The 19,232-nt window shown below is 61.9% G+C and carries 10 protein-coding genes; 9 read left to right on the top strand and 1 reads right to left on the bottom strand.

Features of this window, described 5'->3' with window-relative positions; translation table 11 throughout:
* Positions 1-71: 71 nt before the first annotated feature.
* From PI86_RS07925 to PI86_RS07915, 3 genes are all read left to right on the top strand, one after another.
* Positions 72-1,187, top strand: a complete 1,116-nt coding sequence (locus PI86_RS07925; protein ID WP_039320662.1) for a polyamine ABC transporter substrate-binding protein — start codon at positions 72-74, stop codon at positions 1,185-1,187.
* 97 nt (positions 1,188-1,284) lie between these two features.
* The gene (locus tag PI86_RS07920) at positions 1,285-2,868 is read left to right on the top strand and encodes a DUF3138 family protein (RefSeq protein WP_039320660.1); all 1,584 of its coding nucleotides are present in this window, start codon (positions 1,285-1,287) and stop codon (positions 2,866-2,868) included.
* A gap of 87 nt (positions 2,869-2,955) precedes the next feature.
* Complete coding sequence (locus tag PI86_RS07915) at positions 2,956-4,032, top strand: C45 family autoproteolytic acyltransferase/hydolase (RefSeq protein WP_039320658.1); 1,077 nt, start codon at positions 2,956-2,958, stop codon at positions 4,030-4,032.
* A 57-nt stretch (positions 4,033-4,089) separates the two neighbouring features.
* Here PI86_RS07915 and PI86_RS07910 read toward each other — a convergent pair whose 3' ends face one another.
* The gene (locus PI86_RS07910; RefSeq protein ID WP_039320656.1) at positions 4,090-5,469 is read right to left on the bottom strand and encodes an MFS transporter; all 1,380 of its coding nucleotides are present in this window, start codon (positions 5,467-5,469) and stop codon (positions 4,090-4,092) included.
* Positions 5,470-5,856: 387 nt separating this feature from the next.
* Between PI86_RS07910 and PI86_RS07905 the strand changes: the two genes are divergently transcribed.
* The 6 genes from PI86_RS07905 to PI86_RS16265 all read left to right on the top strand — a co-directional run bounded on the left by PI86_RS07905 (position 5,857) and on the right by PI86_RS16265 (position 19,000).
* Positions 5,857-15,225: a hemagglutinin repeat-containing protein gene (locus PI86_RS07905; RefSeq protein ID WP_152608066.1), complete on the top strand. Its 9,369-nt coding sequence runs from the start codon at positions 5,857-5,859 to the stop codon at positions 15,223-15,225.
* 243 nt (positions 15,226-15,468) lie between these two features.
* On the top strand, positions 15,469-16,272 hold the full coding sequence (locus PI86_RS16270) for a hypothetical protein (RefSeq protein ID WP_200885187.1): 804 nt from the start codon (positions 15,469-15,471) through the stop codon (positions 16,270-16,272).
* Entirely contained in the window at positions 16,269-16,538 is a 270-nt protein-coding gene (locus PI86_RS07895; RefSeq protein WP_039320651.1) for a hypothetical protein, read from the top strand. Before PI86_RS16270 ends, PI86_RS07895 begins: the two co-directional genes overlap by 4 nt.
* Before the next feature lie 54 nt (positions 16,539-16,592).
* Positions 16,593-16,838: a hypothetical protein gene (locus tag PI86_RS16980; protein WP_152608065.1), complete on the top strand. Its 246-nt coding sequence runs from the start codon at positions 16,593-16,595 to the stop codon at positions 16,836-16,838.
* 33 nt (positions 16,839-16,871) lie between these two features.
* A complete protein-coding gene (locus tag PI86_RS07890; RefSeq protein WP_039320648.1) occupies positions 16,872-17,492 on the top strand; it encodes a hypothetical protein in 621 nt (206 codons plus the stop codon).
* A gap of 449 nt (positions 17,493-17,941) precedes the next feature.
* On the top strand, positions 17,942-19,000 hold the full coding sequence (locus tag PI86_RS16265; RefSeq protein ID WP_200885188.1) for a hypothetical protein: 1,059 nt from the start codon (positions 17,942-17,944) through the stop codon (positions 18,998-19,000).
* Positions 19,001-19,232 lie beyond the last annotated feature (232 nt).

The raw sequence follows: 19,232 nt of genomic DNA, 5'->3' as shown, positions 1-19,232 counted from the left end.
TGGCTACATTTTTCCGGACCGAAGCACACACCGTTCATCGCGAACGAATCATGATATCGATGGAGGAAACCATGGCAGGGGATTGGAGCAAGCATCTGGGAACGGCATGCGCGGCGCTCGCGCTGGGCGGCGTCCTGTGGGCCGGCGCGCCCGTCGCGCACGCGGCGGACGTCGTCAACGTGTACAACTGGGGCAACTCGATCGGCAAGGCGACGATCGCGAACTTCGAGAAGGCGACTGGCATCAAGGTCGTCTACCAGGAGTTCGATTCGAACGAGACGCTGCAGGCGAAGCTGCTGTCGGGCACGTCGGGCTACGACGTCGTCGTGCCGTCCGACATCTTCTGGGCGCGGCAGCTGCAGGCCGGCATCTTCCGCAAGATCGACAAGAGCCAGGTGCCGAACTACGGGCTGCTCGATCCGGAAATCCTGAAGGCGCTCGCGAAGGACGATCCGGGCAACCAGTACGGCATTCCGTGGACCTGGGGCACGGATGGCCTCGGGATGAACGTCGAGAAGGTGAAGGCCGCGCTCGGCAACGATGCACCGCTCGACAGCTGGGCACTGCTGTTCGACCCGAAGTACGCGCAGAAGCTGAAGCACTGCGGCGTGTCGGTGCTCGATTCGCCGGTCGATGCGTTCGGGATGGCGTTCGTCTACCTGAAGAAAGACCCGAACACGACGAACCCGGCCGACTACCAGGCCGCGTATGAGCTGCTGAAGACGGTGCGGCCGTACATCACGCAGTTCAACTCGAGCAGCTACATCAACGATCTCGCGGGCGGCGACATCTGTCTCGCGCTCGGCTGGTCGGGCGACGTGAACTCTGCGCGGATCGCGGCCGCTTCCGCGAAGAAGTCGTATCACATCAAGTACGTGATCCCGACCGAGGGCAGCGCGATGTGGTTCGACATGATGGCGATTCCGAAGGATGCGCCGCATCCGGACGCCGCGCTGAAGTTCGTGAACTTCGTGCTGTCGGAGAAGGAGAGCGCGAACCTGACCAACGACACGTCGTATCCGTCGGCCGTGCCGTCGTCGAGGCACCTCGTGCGCGCTGAAGTGACGAGCGATCCGGCCGTGTTCCCGCCCGCCGACGTGATCCGCAAGCTGAGCCTCAGCAAGCCGGTTCCGCCCGAGCTGATGCGTCTGCAGAACCGTCTCTGGACGAAGCTGAAGACCGAGTAAGCCGGCCGCCGCTTCTCCCATTCCCGCACACCTTTCGCGCGCCCCGCCGCTGATCGCGGCGGGCGGGGGCGCGCTCGTCCCGACGACCACCCAGAACATGAAAATCAAACACATGACGGCGCTGTGCCTGCTCGCATTCGAAGCGGCTTCGGCATTCGCGCATACGTCACAGCAAGCGACCGACGCAGGCAAGATGAAGGCGCTGCAGGCGCAGGTCACGGCGTTGCAGCAGCAGGTGAACGAACTGCGCGCGAGCATGCTGGCGGCGAAGCCGGCCGGCGCCGCGACGACGGCCGCTGCCGCATCGGGCAGCACGAAGATCGGCACGATCAACACGGCGGCCGCCGCCGCGCCGGCCGCCGATGCCGCACCGGCATTCACGAACGACGACCTGCAGCAGATGCGCGAACAGATCGCGAACGCGTCGCTGAAGGTCGACTCGCTGCAGGAAGCCGCGACGACCGGCCCGCTCGCGGGCCTGAGCATCACCGGCTACGTCGATCCCGTGTACCTGTTCAACCGCGCGCAGCGCACGTCCGGCTTCCAGTTCCTGAATCACGACCCGGGCGCGTACGACTACTACAACAGCACCATCGGGGACCTCTACCTCGACATCAAGAAGACCTTCGGCGTCGGCCCGATGGCGCCGTCGGCGGAGGTCGTGATCCAGCCGAACCGCGGCTTCGGCAACGTGTTCAGCAATTCGCACGGCGGCGTCGGCAACAACATCGTCACGCAGGCCGTGGTGACGGTGCCGCTCAGCACGACGCGCACCTTCGAGATCGGGATGATGCCGAGCCTCGCGGGTTACGAGGTGCAGCCGTCGAACCAGATGCTCACGCTCACGCACGGGATGCTGTACGACTTCAGCGAACCGGGCAACCTGATCGGCATCGGGCTGAAGGGCTCCAACGCGGCGATGACGCGCTTCTGGCAGGTCGTGATCGGCAACGAGGTGCTGCGCACGGCCGGCGCGATCGCGAACGCGGCGAACAACACGACGAAGACCAACTGGACGCCGACGATCACCGCGCGCTTCGACAACGCGACGTCGACCGCCTTCGACTTCGGCATCTCCGGGATGCTCGGCCGGCAGTCGCTGTTCTCGCCGTGCGCGGTGGCGGGCGGCTACGGCTACCAGTGCAACGGCTCGTCGCCGACCGGCCTCTACAAATACGTGGAAGCCGACATGACCTATACGCACGACAAGACGCAGGTCAACGCGCAGGTCGACTACGGCGAGCTGCAGAAGGGCGCATGGAACGGCGGCACCGCGCGCTGGTACGGGATGTCGTTGCTGGGCCATACGAAGTGGACGCAGGCGTGGGTCGGCCGCATGGGCGCGACGCTGCGCTTCGACTACCTGAACAACACGTCGAACGGCGGCGGCGGCACGAACATCCAGTACGGGCTCGCGGGCGGCAACCCGTCGGTGAACGGCACGAGCGGCTTCGGCATCGATCCGGCGTGCTTCCAGGGTTCGGCGACGAACGGCACCGAGTGCAAGGGCGCGCAGCGCTATGCGATCACGGCCGACCTGTTGTTCTATCCGACGCAGCAGATCACCGTGAAGCTCGAATACCGCCACGACGCGGCGAACCATCCGGTGTTCCTGAAGAGCAACGGCACCTACGCGCGCAGCAACGACCTCGCCGGGATGCAGTTCATCTATTCGTTCTGACCGCTGGCGCGTGCCGGTTCTTTCGTACAACGAAACATGTTCCGGGCCGCGCGGGCCCGGATCCAGTTCAACAGAGGAGGTTTGATCTTGAAGCTGCACACATTCGCGACCGACATCACCGATCCGCGCGAGCGGGGCCGCCTGATCGGCGCGCGCTTCGCGCCGGCGATCCGCGAGACGGTCGCGCTTTATCTCGCGTTCTTCCCGAAGCTCGGCATCGATCCGCAGCGCGCGCGGGAGATCGGCGAAGCGAGCCTGGCGGCGCTCGACGCATGGTGCCCGCGCCTCGCCGCCGAAGTCGAGGCGATCGCCGACGGCGTCGACCTGCCGCGCTGGCAGCTCGCGTGCCTGAACGCGCGCACCGAGATTCTCGCGACCGCGCCGGCGTCGACCGAGGGCGAATGCTCGACGACCGTCCACGCGCCGGCCGGCCCGCATGCGCCGCGCACGCTGCAGACGTGGGACTGGCACGACAGCCTCGCGCCGCAGGGGCTGCTGATGCAGTTCGCGACGTCGCTGGGCCGCACCGTCAAGCTGTTCACCGAATTCGGGATGCTCGCGAAACTCGGCGTGAACAGCGCGGGGCTCGGGCTGCATTTCAACATCCTGCATCACGCGAGCGACAACGACAGCGCGGGCGTGCCCGTGCATGCGATCGCGCGGCGCCTGCTCGAGGAGGCGACGACGGTGCAGGAGGCGATCGAACTCGCACGCACCGCGCGCGTGAGCGCATCGACGGTGCTGACCGTGTTCACGCGGCACGACGCGAACCCGCGCGCGGCGAGCATCGAACTGAGCCCGTCGGGTGTCGGTGTGGTCGTGCCGCGCCCGGACGGCTGGCTGCTGCATACGAACCACTTCCTCGATCGCGCGTTGAGCGGTGGTGAGTGCATGCCCGACAGCTCGACCACGCGCGAGCGCTTTGCGCACCTGAACGAGGTCGTGACCGGCATGACCAGCGCCGAGGTGCGCGAGCGCGCGGCGGCAATGTGCGGTGCGGCCGGCGACGCGGCCGTCGTGTGTTTCCATCCGGACCTGTCGATGCCCGACACCGAGCGCTGGGAAACGTTGCTGACCGTCGGCATCGATACCGATGCATGCGCGCTCGACTACGTGGCCGGCAATCCGCACGATCTCGCGCGTGACGGGTTCATGCGGTTCTGACGCGGCACGCGGGCAGCGGTAAGGCAGGGCGGCACGCGTGTGCCGCCCTCGTGATGCTCATGCGTCGATGCGCTCGACCTTGCCGACAAGAAACCCATACGACAGGCTGCCCGCCAGCGCCATTGCGGCGATGTAGGTGATCGCGCGCGAGAAGTCCGCGCCGTCGACCAGCAGCCCGATCACGATCGGCGTCGCGATTGCAGACAGGTTGCCGATCAGGTTGAACACGCCGCCCGTGAGGCCGAGCAGCCGCGCCGGCGCGAGCCCCGACACCAGCGACCACGTGATCGACGCGAAGCCGTTGCCGAAGAACGCGATCGTCATGAACGCGATCACCCAGCCCGTGGACGTCACGTAGTTCGCGCCGATGATGCAGGTCGAGATCAGCAGCCCCGAGATGATCGGCAGCTTGCGCGCGAAGCCTTGCGACGCGCCGCGGCGCATCAGCCAGTCCGACAGCACGCCCGAGCACAGCACGCCGACGAACGCGGCGAGGAATGGCAGCGACGCAAGGAAGCCCGACTTGATGAAGTCCATCCCGCGATACTTGACGAGGTAGGTCGGGAACCACGTCAGGAAGAACCACAACGTCGAGTTCAGCGCGAACTGGCCGAGGTAGATGCCCCACAGCTTGCGCCGGCCGAGCACGACGCCCAGGTCGCGCCACGTCGACGGCGCGCGTTCGCTGCGCGCCGCGATGCGATCCTCGAGATCGACGAGACCGCCGCCGTCGCGAATCAGCGCGATCTCGGCCGCGTTGACGCCGCGAAACGCGCGCGGCTCGCGATACACCGCATACCAGATCGCGGCCCACACGATGCCCGCGAGCCCGGTCGCGACGAACACCATGTGCCAGCCGAGATGCACCTGCAGCCACGCGAGCACGGGCGTGAGGAACGCGAGGCCGACGAACTGCCCCGACGTATAGCCGCCGATTGCGCTGGCGCGTTCGCGGGTCGGGAACCAGGTTGTCACCACGCGGTTGTTGATCGGGTACGCCGGCGCTTCCAGTGCACCGACCGCGAGACGCAGCACGATCAATCCGACGAACGAGCCCGCGAAACCGAGCAGCAGCGTCGCGGCGGACCACAGCGCGAGCGCGCCCGCATACAGCACGCGCGGCGACACCTTGTCGACGAGCCAGCCGCCCGGAATCTGCATCAGTGCGTAGGTCCAGCCGAACGCGGAGAACACGAGGCCGGCGCGGACGGGATCGATGTTGAGTTCCTTGAACAGCGCGGGCGCGGCGATCGACAGGTTGCTTCGGTCGAGATAGTTGATCACGACCGTAATGAACAGCAGCGCGAGGATCAGCAGGCGCTTGCGGCTTGGCTGAGTGGTCGAGGCTGTGCGGGTCGTGGATTCGGGTGCGGTGCCGCCATGCGCGGTCGAGCGCTCCGGCGGGTTCGCGTGGGTGCGCGACGCGGATTGGGCCACGGTTGTCTCCTGTGTTCTATGCCCGGCCGGCGCCCGCGAGCGGGGCGGCCGAATCGAATGGCGTTGGGGCGAACGTTAGAGCGGTGGAGCGAAGCGCGTCAACATTTGGGCAGGTATCCCTATTAATGGGAAATTGTGCGCTCAGTATGTGGGAAGGCGTGGCAATAGCGCCGCATCCAGTCTGAGGCGGGACGCATATATGTGCCGCCCGAATGCCTTTGAAACTCGACCAGAGATGCCCGAGCGCACGTCAATTGGACGAGTCAGAAATTTGAAATTTGTGGTTTCCATTCAACAGCTTGCCATTTTTTGACAGATACCTTTCAGTGGTCTCGGTAAGATCGCGTCCAATAAACCAACGAATGGACGTGGGCCGCGTCGACGAGAATGAGCAAGAATACGCATCGCCTGGTGTATTCCAGGCATCGGGGAATGATGGTCGCCGGCGCGGAGACGGCGACGGCTGAGGGGAATTCGGCAGCAGGCGAGGCGCGCGGGCGGCGGCGCTCTTCGGCGTCCGGCTCGCGCGCCGTTGCGGCGGGTGTCGCCGTGCTCGGCATGCTGCCCGTGCTGTCCGGTGCGCAGATCGTCCCGACGCCAGGTGCCAGTACGCAGGTGATTCAGACACCGAACGGTCTGCCTCAAGTCAACGTGGCGCGTCCGTCGGGCGCAGGCGTCTCGGTCAACACCTACAACCAGTTCGATGTACAGAAGGCTGGTGCGATCCTGAACAACTCGGCCACGATGGTTCAGACGCAGCAGGCGGGCTGGATCAACGGCAATCCGAACTACGGGGCCGGACAGGCCGCGCGGATCGTCGTCAATCAGGTCAACAGCCCGAACCCGTCTCAAATCCGCGGCACAGTCGAGATCGCAGGCGCCCGTGCGGAACTCGTCCTGGCTAACCCGTCCGGGATTTTTGTCGATGGCGGCGGCTTTCTTAATACCAGTCGCGCGACCCTGACAACCGGCGTGCCGTTCTATGGTGCCGATGGATCGCTGGCCGGCTATAACGTCAACCGCGGCCTCGTGACCGTCGCTGGCGCGGGCCTGAATGCGGCCAATATCGATCAAGTCGATTTGATCGCACGCGCGGTGCAGGTGAATGCGGCGGTCTACGCGAAGAACCTGAACGTGATCGCCGGCGCGGCCCAAGTTAACCACGACACGCTTGCCGCGACGCCGATCGCCGGCGACGGCCTGGCTCCGGCGGTTGCAATCGACGTGAGTCAGTTGGGCGGCATGTATAGCGATCGGATCTTCCTCGCATCGAACGAATTCGGCGTGGGGGTGGCCAATGCCGGTACGATTGCGGCGCAGGCGGGCGATCTCACATTGCAGTCGAACGGTCGCCTTGTGCTCACGGGTAAGACCACCGCGAGTGGCAACCTCGCGCTGTCGGCGGCCGGCGGGATCCAGAACAATGGCACGACGTACGCGCAGCAATCGCTGTCGGCTGCCACAAGCGCCGATCTCACGAACAGCGGGACGCTCGCGGCGCAGCAGAATACGACAGTGAATGCCGGCAGCGTCAATTCGACCGGCACGCTCGGCGCGGGCGTGAGCGACGACGGTTCCGTAGCACGTGGTGGCGACCTGAACCTGACGGCCTCGGGCCAGTTGAGCGCGACCGGCCAGAATGTCGCGGGCGGCAACGCATCGTTGACAGGCGCCGGCGTGAATCTCGCCGGCGGCCAGACTGCATCGAACGGCAATCTGTCGCTGAACGCGACGGCTGGCGACGTGAATCTCGCGAACGCGACGACGAGCGCACAAGGCGCCATTCAGGCGAATGCTTCCGGCACGGTAATCAACGATCACGGCAGCCTGTCGAGTGGCGGAGGCACGACGCTGACCGGTGGCGCCCTCTCGAACCAGAGCGGCAAGGTCTCGTCGCAGGGTCCGCTGTCGGTCAACGTGGCTGGCCAGATCGCTAACCAGTCGGGCGAACTGATCTCCGAAAGCACGGCGGACATACACGGCGGCGCCATCGCGAACAACCAGGGCACCATCCAAAGCGCGGCCGGCATGACGATGGCCGGCGCGTCGCTGGATAACACGGCAGGGCGGATCACGTCGCTCAACGGCGATGGCTTGTCGGTGACGACGAGCGGCCAGTTGACCAACGCCGCGGGTACGACGGCGAACGGTGCGCAAGGCGGTGTCATCGGCGGCAACGGTGATGTTTCGGTCCAGGGCGCAAACGTTGTCAACCGCGGCGCGATCACGTCCAACACGAATCTCCACGTTGCGGGCCAGTCGGTCGACAACGGCGGCGGCACGCTGCAGGCTGCGCAGAACGTAGCGGTCGATGCCGGCGCACATTTGACGAACAGCGGCGGCTCGATTGTCGGCCAGACAGCAACGGTCAGCGCAGCGACGCTCGACAACAGCGCCGGTACCGTGCAGGCCGATCAGGTGTCGTTGAATGCGACCGACCTCGTGAACCACGGCGGTACGATCACGCAGACCGGCACTGGCCAGATGGCCGTTAACGTGTCGCGCACGCTCGCCAATTCCAAGGGCGGCACGCTGCAGACCAACAGTTCCGATCTGACGATCGCGCCGGCGGCGATCGTCAACGATGGCGGCACGATCACACATGCCGGCAACGGCATACTGACGCTCGGAAGCGGTTCGGGCTCGGTGTCGAACGTGGGCGGGTCGATCGCGAGCAACGGACACATCGTCGCGCAAGCCGGCGCGCTGAACAACACGTCGGGCGCGATCAACGCGCAGAGCGGACTGACGGCAACCGTTGCCGGCACGCTGAACAACGCGAGCGGCAAGCTGCTGTCGAACACGGACGTGGGCGTCACCAGCGGTGCGCTGTCGAACGACGGCGGCCAGATCGGTGCCAGCACGAATGCGACGATCCACACGGGCTCCATGACGAATCAGGGCGGTTCGATCGTCGCGCCGAACCTGTCTGTCACTGCCGATTCGACGCTCGACAACAGCGGCGGCAAGCTCGAGGCCAATCAGCTTGCGCTGACGGCCGCAAACCTCGTCAACCATGGCGGCACGATCACGCAGTATGGGTCGTCGGCGATGGGCATGAATGTCAGCGGCACGCTCGACAACTCGGCCGCGGGCGTGATCCAGACCAACAGCACGGATCTGACGCTCAAGCCCGCCGAGCTGAACAACGCAGGCGGCACCATCACGCATGCCGGCACGGGCACGCTGACGATCGCACCGGGTAGTGGCGCCAGCGCGTTGCACAACGCGTCAGGCACCATCGTGACGAAGGGGCAAGCGATCGTCGATGCGAGCAGCTGGAACAACGCGAGCGGTATTCTCGCGGCACAGCGCGGCATCAACGCCACGATTGCGGGCGACGTGAACAACGCGCAGGGCCTGCTGCGATCGGACACGTCGCTGTCGTTGACGAACGGCGGCGCTCTGTCGAACCGAGGCGGCTACGTCCAGGCCGGGCAATCGACAGCGGGCGACACCAGCACGCTTGACATTCAATCGGTTTCGATCGACAACGCGGACGGCGCCATAGTCGACCTCGGTACGGGCAAGATGACGGTGCAAGGCGGCAGCCAGATCGCGAACAGTCATGCTGGCGGTGTGTCGGGTATGGGTGCCATCACCGGTAACGGAGAAGTGACGGTCAGCGCAGCGTCGATCAGCAACACGCAGGGCGGTCAGCTCAGTGGTGCATCGCTGAAGGTCCAGGGGAACTCGCTCGACAACAGCAGTGGCACCATCGGTAACGTCACGAATTCGAACGGCGACGTGAACGTCACGACGACCGGCGCGATCACGAACACGAACGGCCAGATCAGCTCGACACACGACCTGTCCGTCGGGGCGGCTACGCTGCAGGGCGGCGGCACGTACAGCGCAACGCATGATGCCAACGTGAACTTGCAGGGCGACTACACGGCGGCATCCGACACGCAGTTCAACGTTGGTCACGATCTCGCCTTCACGCTGCCCGGCACCTTTACGAACAACGCAAACCTGCAGTCGGTCAACAATCTGAGCGTCAACGCGGGCAACATCGTCACCGTGGGTGCCCTGACTGCCGGCGGCCTGCTGCACACGCAATCGACCAACCTGATCAATACCGGCGCGCTAGTGGGTGCCAGCGCCTCACTCAACGCGACGAACACGATCTCAAATCTCGGGCCGACCGCACTAATCGGTGCATCGGACAGTAACGGCACGCTCGAAATCCTCGCACATGACATCGAAAACCGCGACGACGCGACTACGACCGATTCGACTGCCACGACCGCCATCTTCGGCATGGGCAAGGTTGTACTGGCGGGCGGCAAGGACGCGAGCGGCAATTACAGGAACGCGGCGCTGGTCAACAACGTATCGGCCTTGATCCAGTCCGGCGGCGACATGGAACTGCACGCCGACAAGATCACGAGCACGCGCCGTGTGATGAAGACGGTCACCAGCCAGATCGATCCGGCATCGCTCGCGCAGTTCGGCATCAGTATGTCCGGGTGCGCGGCGTATTTCGTGGGGAACTGCACGGGTCAGACGAGTTACGGTATCCAAGACCCTACACCGGACCAAGCGGCCGAACTGATCAAACAGCCGGGCGGCATGTTCATTTCGCCGCCTCATAGCGGTCAATGGAACAGCAGCTATCAGTTCACGACCTACTATGCCGACAGCGCGACGGCGACGACCGTGACGGACATCAGCCCGGCCGCGCAGGTCGTGTCGGGCGGCAAGATCGATGCGTCGTCCGTCGGCACGCTGCAAAACTACTGGAGCAACATCGCCGCGGTCGGCGACGTCAAGATGCCGATGCACTACGACGCCGACGGCTGGGCGGCATCCGGCCAGAAACTGCCGGTTGTGACGGTCTCCTACTCGGGGCAGTATCACTACAACAACTACGACAATTCCGAACACGACTGGCAGCTGCCGTTCGGCAATGCGCCGTTCGTGACGGGCCGTCCGGGCGGCTTTACGCAGGCGGCGCCGGCATCGATCAAGGACTACAAGCTACCGCGTTATGATCCGACGTTGAATTCGAACGACACGATTTCGGGCACCGGAGTGAGTGTCAACAACACGGCCGGCAACGCATCGATTCCGTCGCTGGGCTTGCTGCCGGGCCAGTCGGTGCCGGGTCTCACGCCGACCAACCTGAGCGGTAACGCGAGCGGTGCGAAATCGGGGGCTTCGGCGGTGCACGGCGGTACGCCAGCGCCCGTCGATCCGATCACCGCCAGCGCGACCGCACTCAATGTGCTGAACAACCTGACGATTCCACAGGGTGGACTGTTCAAGCCGGCCACCGCGCCGAACGCGAGCTACGTGATCGAGACGAACCCGGCGTTCACGAACCAGAAGAATTTCATTTCGAGTGACTACTTCTTCGGGCAGCTCGGCGTCGACCTCACGCATATTCCGAAGCGCCTCGGTGACGGTTTCTACGAACAGCAGCTCGTGCGCAACGAAGTCACGTCGCTGACCGGCAAGGCGGTGCTCGGTCCGTACGCCGACCTGGAGACGATGTATCAGTCGCTGATGGCGGCCGGCGCCGACCTGTCGAAGTCGCTCGACCTGCCGATCGGCGCGAGCCTGTCGGCCGATCAGGTATCGAAGCTGACCAGTAACGTGATCATGATGGAAATGCGGGTGGTCGACGGGCAGTCGGTGCTGGTACCGGTCGTGTATCTCGCGAAGGCCAGCCAGCAGAACATCGACGGGCCGTTGATTTCCGCGACGAACATCGATTTCCAGAACGCACAGACGTTCACGAACAGCGGCACGATCAAGGCGGACAACACGCTAGCGATCCAGGGCAAACAGATCGACAACGCGTTCGGCGCGCTGCAAAGCGGCGCGCTGATGTCGCTGAAGACCGAGAACAATATCGACCTGACCTCGGCGAACGTGACGGCCGGCAGTTTACAACTGGACGCCGGCAAGGACCTGATTCTCGATACGGCGACGAAGACGAACACGCGTGTGAGCCGCGACGGTGCGACGAGCGTGGTGACAACGCTTGGGTCGACCGCGAAGCTGGATGTCGCGGGTGATGCGTCGATCGTCACCGGCGGCAACTTCCAGCAGAACGCGGGCAACCTGTCGGTCGGTGGAAACCTCGGGGTGAACGTCGGCGGCAACTGGGATCTCGGTGCGGTCCAGACGGGCGAGCACAAGATCGTGCAGCGCGCGAACGGCGTGTCGAATACCGACATCAACAAGGTCACCGGCAGTTCGGTGACGGTCGGCGGGCAATCGTTGATCGCCGTCGGCGGTGACCTGACGGCGAAGGGCGCGCAGATCGACCTCGGCCAGGGCGGGACGCTTGCTGCCAAGGGCAACGTGACGCTCGGCGCGACGAGCACGACATCGACGGTGAACAGCAACAGTTCGGGCAGCGACAGTCACGGCAGTTCCGCGGATACGCAGCACCGGTTGGATCAGGCGTTGACCGGGACGGCACTCAAGGGCGGCGACACGGTCAATATTGTGTCGGGCAAGGATATAACGCTCTCCGGTAGCACGATCAGCCTCGACAAGGGTAACGCGAATCTGCTGGCGGCAAGCGACGTGAATGTCGGCGCGGCAACCGAGACGCACGAGCTGAATTCGCACGAGACGCACAGCCACAGCAATGTCGTAAGCGGCGTGAAGGTCGCAAGCGGGATCGACCAGACGATGACGCTCAATCGCGGCAGTCTGGTATCGGCGGACGGCGTGAACATTGTCAGCGGAAAGGACGTCAATGTTCAGGGCAGCACCATCGTCGGAACGAACGACGTGACGCTCACTGCAGCGCGTAACGTGACGGTGACGACGTCGCAGGACACCTTGCAGTCGTCGAGCTACTACAACAAGAAGGAGTCCGGGCTGACGTCCGGCGGCGGACTGTCGGTGTCGGTGGGCAGCAGTTCGCTGAAGACGACCAGCCAGACGACCGAGGTGTCGAACAATGGCAGCACGGTCGGGTCGCTGAAGGGTAACCTCAGCATTACGGCCGGCAACGATCTGCACGTGACGGGCAGCGACCTGATCGCAGCGAAGAATCTCAGTGGGACAGGCGCGAACGTGACGATTGACGGGGCGCAGGACAAGAACCAACGCGGCGAAACGCAGGAAGTCTCCAAGAGTGGCCTGACGCTGGCACTGAAGGCACCGGTGATCGACGCGGTATCGAATGCCGTTGGTCAATCGCGTGCGTCCAGAAACAGCCAGGATGGTCGGGCGGCCGCGCTGCGCGGGATGGCCGCGGCTAGCGCGGCATGGGACGCGAACGTTGCCGCGGGCGATGTGGTCCGGGCGCTGGGGGCCGGCGAGACGCCTCAGTTCAAGGTCGAAGTCAGCGTCGGCAGCAGTCGCAGCAAGAGCGCATTCTCCGAAGACAGCGTGACGAATCGCGGCTCGAATGTGAATGCAGGCGGGACGGTGGCGTTTGCGGCGACCGGCAACGGTCCGACTGGCAGCGGCAATGTGACTATCGCCGGCTCGAACGTGAACGCGAACGATGTAATCCTGGCGGCGAAAAATCAGGTCAATATCGTTAATACGACGGACACAGACTCGACGCGCAGCACGAACGAGTCGAAGAGCGCGAGCGTGGGCGTGTCGGTCGGCACGGGCGGGTTCGGTGTTTCCGCAGCGATGTCGAAGGCCAACGGCGATGGCAACAGCGATCTGGCCACGCAGAACAATAGCCATGTAAACGCAGCAAACAATGTGACGATCATTTCGGGCGGCGATACGAGCATCATCGGCTCGAACGTGAAGGGCAATCAGGTGAACGCCGACGTGGGTGGGAATCTGAACATCGTCAGCGTGCAGGACACATTGTCGAGCGCGGCACATCAGTCGAGTTCGGGCGGCGGCTTCAGCATCAGTCAGGGCGGCGCCAGTGCGAGCTTCAGCCAGAGCAAGGGCAACGCGTCGGGCAGCTATGCGGGCGTCAATGAGCAAGCTGGGATTCATGCGGGCGATGGTGGATTCGATATCAACGTCACCGGCAATACCGACCTGAAAGGCGGACTGATCGCGAGCGACGCAGACGCTTCGAAGAACGCGCTGACGACAGGTTCGCTGTCCTTCTCGGACATCCAGAATCAGTCGCACTACGATGCGAGCTCAAGCGGCTTCAGTGCGGGGGCGACGACTGGTGACGGTGGGATGAACTACAGCACGCACGGCAGCACGTCGGGCAAGAATGCGGGTGGCGCCGCGCCCATGCTTGGACAGAACGACAGCGGCAGCTATAGCGCGACGACGAAGAGCGGCGTGAGTGCGGGGGTGGTCACGATCACGGATTCGGCGAACCAGAAGCAGGATGTGGCGAGCTTGAACCGCGATACGACGAACACCAATGGTACGGTCGCTAAACTCCCCGACATGCAGAACCTGTTGAGCAACCAAGCGGACATGATGGCTGCGGCCAGTGCAGCCGGTGAGGCAGTGTCGCGCCGGATTGGGGACTACTCGGACAAGATGATGAAGGACGCCGCCGCGAACGGTGACCAGGCCGCCGTTGACGCGTGGAAGGAGGGCGGAGCGAACCGCGCGCTGATGCAAGGTGCCGGCGCGGCGCTGGTGGCGGGACTGGCGGGCGGCAATGCGGTGGGTGGGGCAGCCGGTGCGGCGATTGCGTCGATTGCGTCGGGCAAGCTGAACGAGTTGAGCAGTGCAATCGCAGGCAGCGATCCGACTGGCAACGCCAATATGAATCAGGCGTTGGGGAACATCGTGGCGAACGCGCTTGCGACGGGGGCTGGTGCGGCAGCGGGTGGTGAATCGGGGGCGTTCTCTGGGTATAACGTTGATCGGTTCAATCGGCAGCTCCATCCTGCAGAGAAGAAGTGGATCAGTGAAAAGGAAGCGGCGTACGCGGGGAAGTACGGTTTGACGGTGGAGCAGGCGCGTAACGAATTGACAACACAGGCAAATCTGCAAGTGCAGAATGGCTCGTCGGGCACATGGAATCAGCACGCGAATGACTTCCTGAGTCAGGCACACGGCATGTTGCCTGCGGATGGAAGTAGTGGGCCGGGTTACATGTTCTATGCGACGCCGGAGCAGAAGGCGAATGTGGAGATGTACGCGAAGTACTATCCGGGCGGCGTTGGCACGAACGTGCCGAGTGGTTCGGCGATTGCGAGTTCAACGAGCCGAGAACAAGCGTATCGCGATGCTTATGCGAAGGGCACGATTGGCGCGGCGGCTGGTGCTGCGGGGATCGTGGTAGGAGGACCGATCGCGGCATTGCCGGGCGCGCCGATATTTAGTACGGGCGGAGCGCTGGGTTCGGGGGCGTTGGCGTCGCCAGTTGGAACGGGAACGATCAGTGCGGGAATCAATGCAGGTTCGCAGTATGTGCAGAACGGAAAGATTAACCTGATCGATGTGACAGGCGCGTTTGGTACGGGCGCAGCAGGTTCGTATGGCGGCCTGTTGTGGAACGTGAGCGTGAACACGATTGGTGGAGCGACGACAACTGCACTTAATAATATCTTGCAGGGGAAGAACGATAGCGTTATCGGATCGGCAGTGAGTAGTGGTGTACTGTCGAGTCTGGGTTACGGGCTTGGGAGGCTGGGCGAGTCCGGTGTCAATTCTGTTCTCAAGCCAACGATTAATATGCCGAATTGGACTTCTGCAGGATCATGGTCTGGTAGCGGGTGGAATTTGTTTAGACCCAATAGTGTTGGGGCAATTGGCGGTACCGTTATGGGTGGCATGGGGCAGGAGGCTGCAGGGGCAATGATTCCGTCCACGAATATAGGAAGTCAGAAGAAATGATGAGATGGACTTTGGGATTTCTAATTGCATGGGGTGTTTGCCTTGCCGGTGTCTTTGTCGCATGGCTGATTGGCGTATGCATTAACTGCGCTTTTATACCCGGGTGTCTTGATCGCCTGGATTTTCATGGTCTCGTGGCTACCGTGAACGGTAGAGGAATACTCGCTAGAGGAACGCTTCTGGCGGCTGCAATTACCTCGATAGTTTGGTTCCGGAGACGGGCTGGATAACGACGAACCCGGCGTGTGCCGTGTTCGGTTCAATCGGAAACTGCATCCGGAAGAAAGGACACTCGCGAAGCAGCTGGCAGAGAAGAGCAAAGGTAAATATACCCAAGCGCAGATCGAGGATCAGATGCGAATCATGGGGGTATTGGTTGACGGGCCACATCAATCGGGCACGCCGGACACGCTGGTTGGGCAACCGCCGACGGACTCGGGGGCGAAGTGGATTTATGCGGGGTCAGCGGCAGATGGCAAGCCAATCCTGACTCAAGTGACGGCGCAGACGAACTCCGAATTGCGACAGTACATCGTTGCGAATGCCAACACGGCCACGTCTGCTCGACTCCCGGGCCAGTTTACCTATGGTCGACCGTCGAACAGTGATTGGTGGTTCAATGTGATCGGACCGTTTACGAAGTTTGATCAGTCGGATACGAACTATGTGAAAGGCACGACAGCGGATACGGCCTCGATGGTGTCGAATACCGCAGGGTGGATTTCGTCGACTGCGGCAACTGGAGCTGCCGTGCCATCACCCTTTGCTCCAGCGTTTGGAACAATTGCCTACGGAGCGACGGTCGTAGGTATCGGAGCCGACGCCGTGTCTCAGCTGGTAAGTCCCAATGCGGGTCAATACACTTACGAAGGTACTTTGGCACTGGGTGGTCAAGTGGTTGGAGATAAGATTCCTATCGCGTCGCTGGTCATCAATGGCACATCCGAAGCCATAAAAAAGCAGCTATTCTCAACAACGATCGGCAACTGGGTAGGCCAACAGTTGAATTCGTTTTTCGGTCCGAATGCTGACAAGGGAAAGAAATGAGACTCATCGAAGACGGTAATTTCTCAGGGTGGTTTAGAGTTGTCCTTTTTTTGGTTGGTTTAGCCCTGGCTGTTGGGGGGCTTGGACTTGACCAAATGCCCCGATGGATCAGAGCTGGGGCATTCCTCTTTGGCTTTGCGATGATGGCTATTGGAGGCATTTCCAGTCGAGCGCATATGCTGAAGATCAAGCCCTTCGGTAACGGTTACAAAAAGGCACGCAAGAGCTACGAAGTGAAGGCCGACGAGCCGGACAAGTCCCGATGATAAGGGCGCAGTTATTGTAAGCATCGTCACTCCCCCGTCCAAATCGATAAAGAAATGAGCAGATTGAAGCGCGAAGTCATAGCTATCGCTTATTTTTCATTTTTTCTTCTCGTGCTGTTTGTGATGGCGGGTTTTTTTGAATTTTTGTTCTGGCCTGCATTGATGTCGTTGAGGGGGGGAGATGGCTATCATCTGCCGCAAATTGACCGACTGTACAAATGGGTGAGGCTAATTTCCCTAGTGGTTCCTCCATGCTCACTGGTACTTTGGTTATACGAAAAAAGCGCATCAGGCCGTTAGGGATCGACCGGCGCTTTGGGAGCCAGTACATGGATGTCGTTCGTCGGTATTGGCGTTTTCGCTAGTAGCGTAAATGCCGCGTCGAAGCGCATCCAGCCGGGTTACATGTTCTATGCGACGCCGGAGCAGAAGGCGAATGTGGAGATGTACACGAAGGACTATCCGGGCGGCGTTGGCGCGAACGTGCCGAGTGGTTCGGCGATTGCGAGTTCAACGAGCCGAGAACAAGCGTATTGCGATGCTTATGCGAAGGGCACGATTGGCGCGGCGGTGATCGTGGTAGGAGGACCGACCGCGGCATGGCCGGGCACGCCGACATTTAGTACGGCCGGAGCGTTGGGTTCGGGGGCGTTAGCGTCGCCAGTTGGAATGGGAGCGATCAGTGCGGGAGTACAGTATATGCAGGGCGGCACGATCAATTCGGTCGACGTGGCGGGAGCGTTCGGCACGGGCGTAGCGGGTTCGTATGGAGGGCTGTTGTGGAACGTAGGCGTGAACACGATTGGTGGAGCGATGACGACTGCACTGAACGATATCTTGCAGGGGAAGAACGATAGTGTTATCGGATCGCCAGTGAGTAGTGGTGTACTGTCGAGTCAGGGTTACGGGCTTGGGAAGTTGGGCGAGTCCGGTGTCAATTCTGTTCTCAAATGAACGATTAATACGCCGAATTGGGCTTCTTCAGGCTCATGGTGTGGCAGTGGATGAAATTTGTTTAATCCAAACAATCTTGGTCCTGTCGGTGGTGCAGTTGGTGGTGCGGGGCAAGAGCTTATCAATGGCATGTACCAAAGCATGCAGTCCACGAGTAGTGCAAAAAAATGATCGTTCGATTAGTGCGTGCACTGAGTTTATTTGTTTTGATTTGCATCCCGGGAATGGGGGTGATTTACATTATTGGTGCCTATCTGAGCTGTGCTTTCGTAGATGGCTGTTATGCCAAGCTTGGTCTGACTGGTATTTTTGAGAGTGTGAGTGTAAAGGGGGTTATTTTCAGAGGAGGGATTTTGACTGCTGCGTTTACATTGATCGTGTGGCCAAGAATTCGTCAACCATAAGAGTGCTGACTATTTTATTCGAATGCCAATCGCTTCAGCCGGCAGTTGCATCCGGAGGAAAAGACACTCGCGAAGCAACTGGCCGAGAAAAGCAAGGGAAAATATACCGAAACGCAGATTGAAGATCAGATGCGGATCATGGGCGTGTCTGTGAACGGAGGTCACGAATCGGGGGCGCCAATAACCTTCGTGGGTACGGCGCCGACGGACATGGGCGCACAATGGGTTGGAGCGAATCCGACGGCGGATGGCCAGATGGTTCTGACGCAGAAAACGGCGGCCGCAAATCCTGAATTGCAATCGTACATCGTGGCAAACGCGAACTCTGCAACAAACAGTCAGGTGCCCAGCCAGTTCAACTACGATCACCTGTCTAGTACCGGTCAAGACTTCACGTTGACGGGCCCTTTCACGCGGTTGCCGAATCAATCCGACTTAAATTACGTCAAATCGACGACAGGCGATCTGGCATCAGCTACGTCGACGACTCCAGGGTGGGTCGGCTCAACGAGCGGCGCCCTCGCATCCGCACCGACTCCATTCGCGCCATTGTTCGCACAGATTGCGTTCGGTGCAACCGTTGTCGGCGTTGGTGCCGATGCTGTTGGACAAATTGTCAGCCCGAACGTCGGTCAATACGGAGTCGGTGGCGTACTAAACACGGTATCGAATGCGGCATCAGAAAAATACTCTCTCTTGGGCCCTGTTATCAACGGAGTATCCAATAATGTGAATAACGGTGATATATCAAATAGAGTCCAAAGAGTTCTCAATTCTATCGGCAGGAAGTTGCGAAGGATGCCGCAGGGAAGACGGGAGGAAGCGGTGCAAAAAATTAAACTGATCGAAGATGGCAATTTCCCTCGATGGATCAGATTCAGTTTGATCGCGATTGGCATCGCGGCAATGTATGTCGCGGTGAAGTTCATTCCGCCGTCGATTCTCGGAGGGATCGTGTTGTTGGCCGGCTTCGGGACGGCGCTGGTCGGCGGGTTCACAAGCCGTGCTGCGATGTTGAAGATCAAGCCATTCGACAACAGCTACAGGAAGGCGCGCGATAGCTATAAGACGAACGACGGCGAAGACGAACACAAATCAAAATGAAAATTACTCGGCGACTGGTGCTACTGCCAGTCACTACCTTTGTCGCGGCGGCGGTTCATGCACAGCAGGTACCCACTCCGGCTGATCGGGCGGCCGCCGCGCGCGCAAACGCGGAACAGGAGCGCCAGGCTCAACAGCAACGAGAGGCGCACCAGCGCGAGTCCGCGGTACAAGCGTTCCGTACGGTCGGAGGTTCTTCGCGCCGGCACTTACCCGACGCTACCCAGTGGAA

It is taken from the genome of Burkholderia sp. A9, assembly GCF_000801975.1.
This window is presented reverse-complemented; position numbering and strand designations above follow the sequence as displayed.

Excerpts from the sequence above, each read along its gene's own strand:
- PI86_RS07925 (WP_039320662.1), top strand. The coding sequence starts at position 72 with ATGGCAGGGGATTGGAGCAAGCATCTGGGAACGGCATGCGCGGCGCTC.
- PI86_RS07920 (WP_039320660.1), top strand. The coding sequence starts at position 1,285 with ATGAAAATCAAACACATGACGGCGCTGTGCCTGCTCGCATTCGAAGCG.
- PI86_RS07905 (WP_152608066.1), top strand. The coding sequence starts at position 5,857 with ATGAGCAAGAATACGCATCGCCTGGTGTATTCCAGGCATCGGGGAATG.
- PI86_RS07895 (WP_039320651.1), top strand. The coding sequence starts at position 16,269 with ATGAGACTCATCGAAGACGGTAATTTCTCAGGGTGGTTTAGAGTTGTC.
- PI86_RS16980 (WP_152608065.1), top strand. The coding sequence starts at position 16,593 with ATGAGCAGATTGAAGCGCGAAGTCATAGCTATCGCTTATTTTTCATTT.
- PI86_RS07890 (WP_039320648.1), top strand. The coding sequence starts at position 16,872 with ATGTCGTTCGTCGGTATTGGCGTTTTCGCTAGTAGCGTAAATGCCGCG.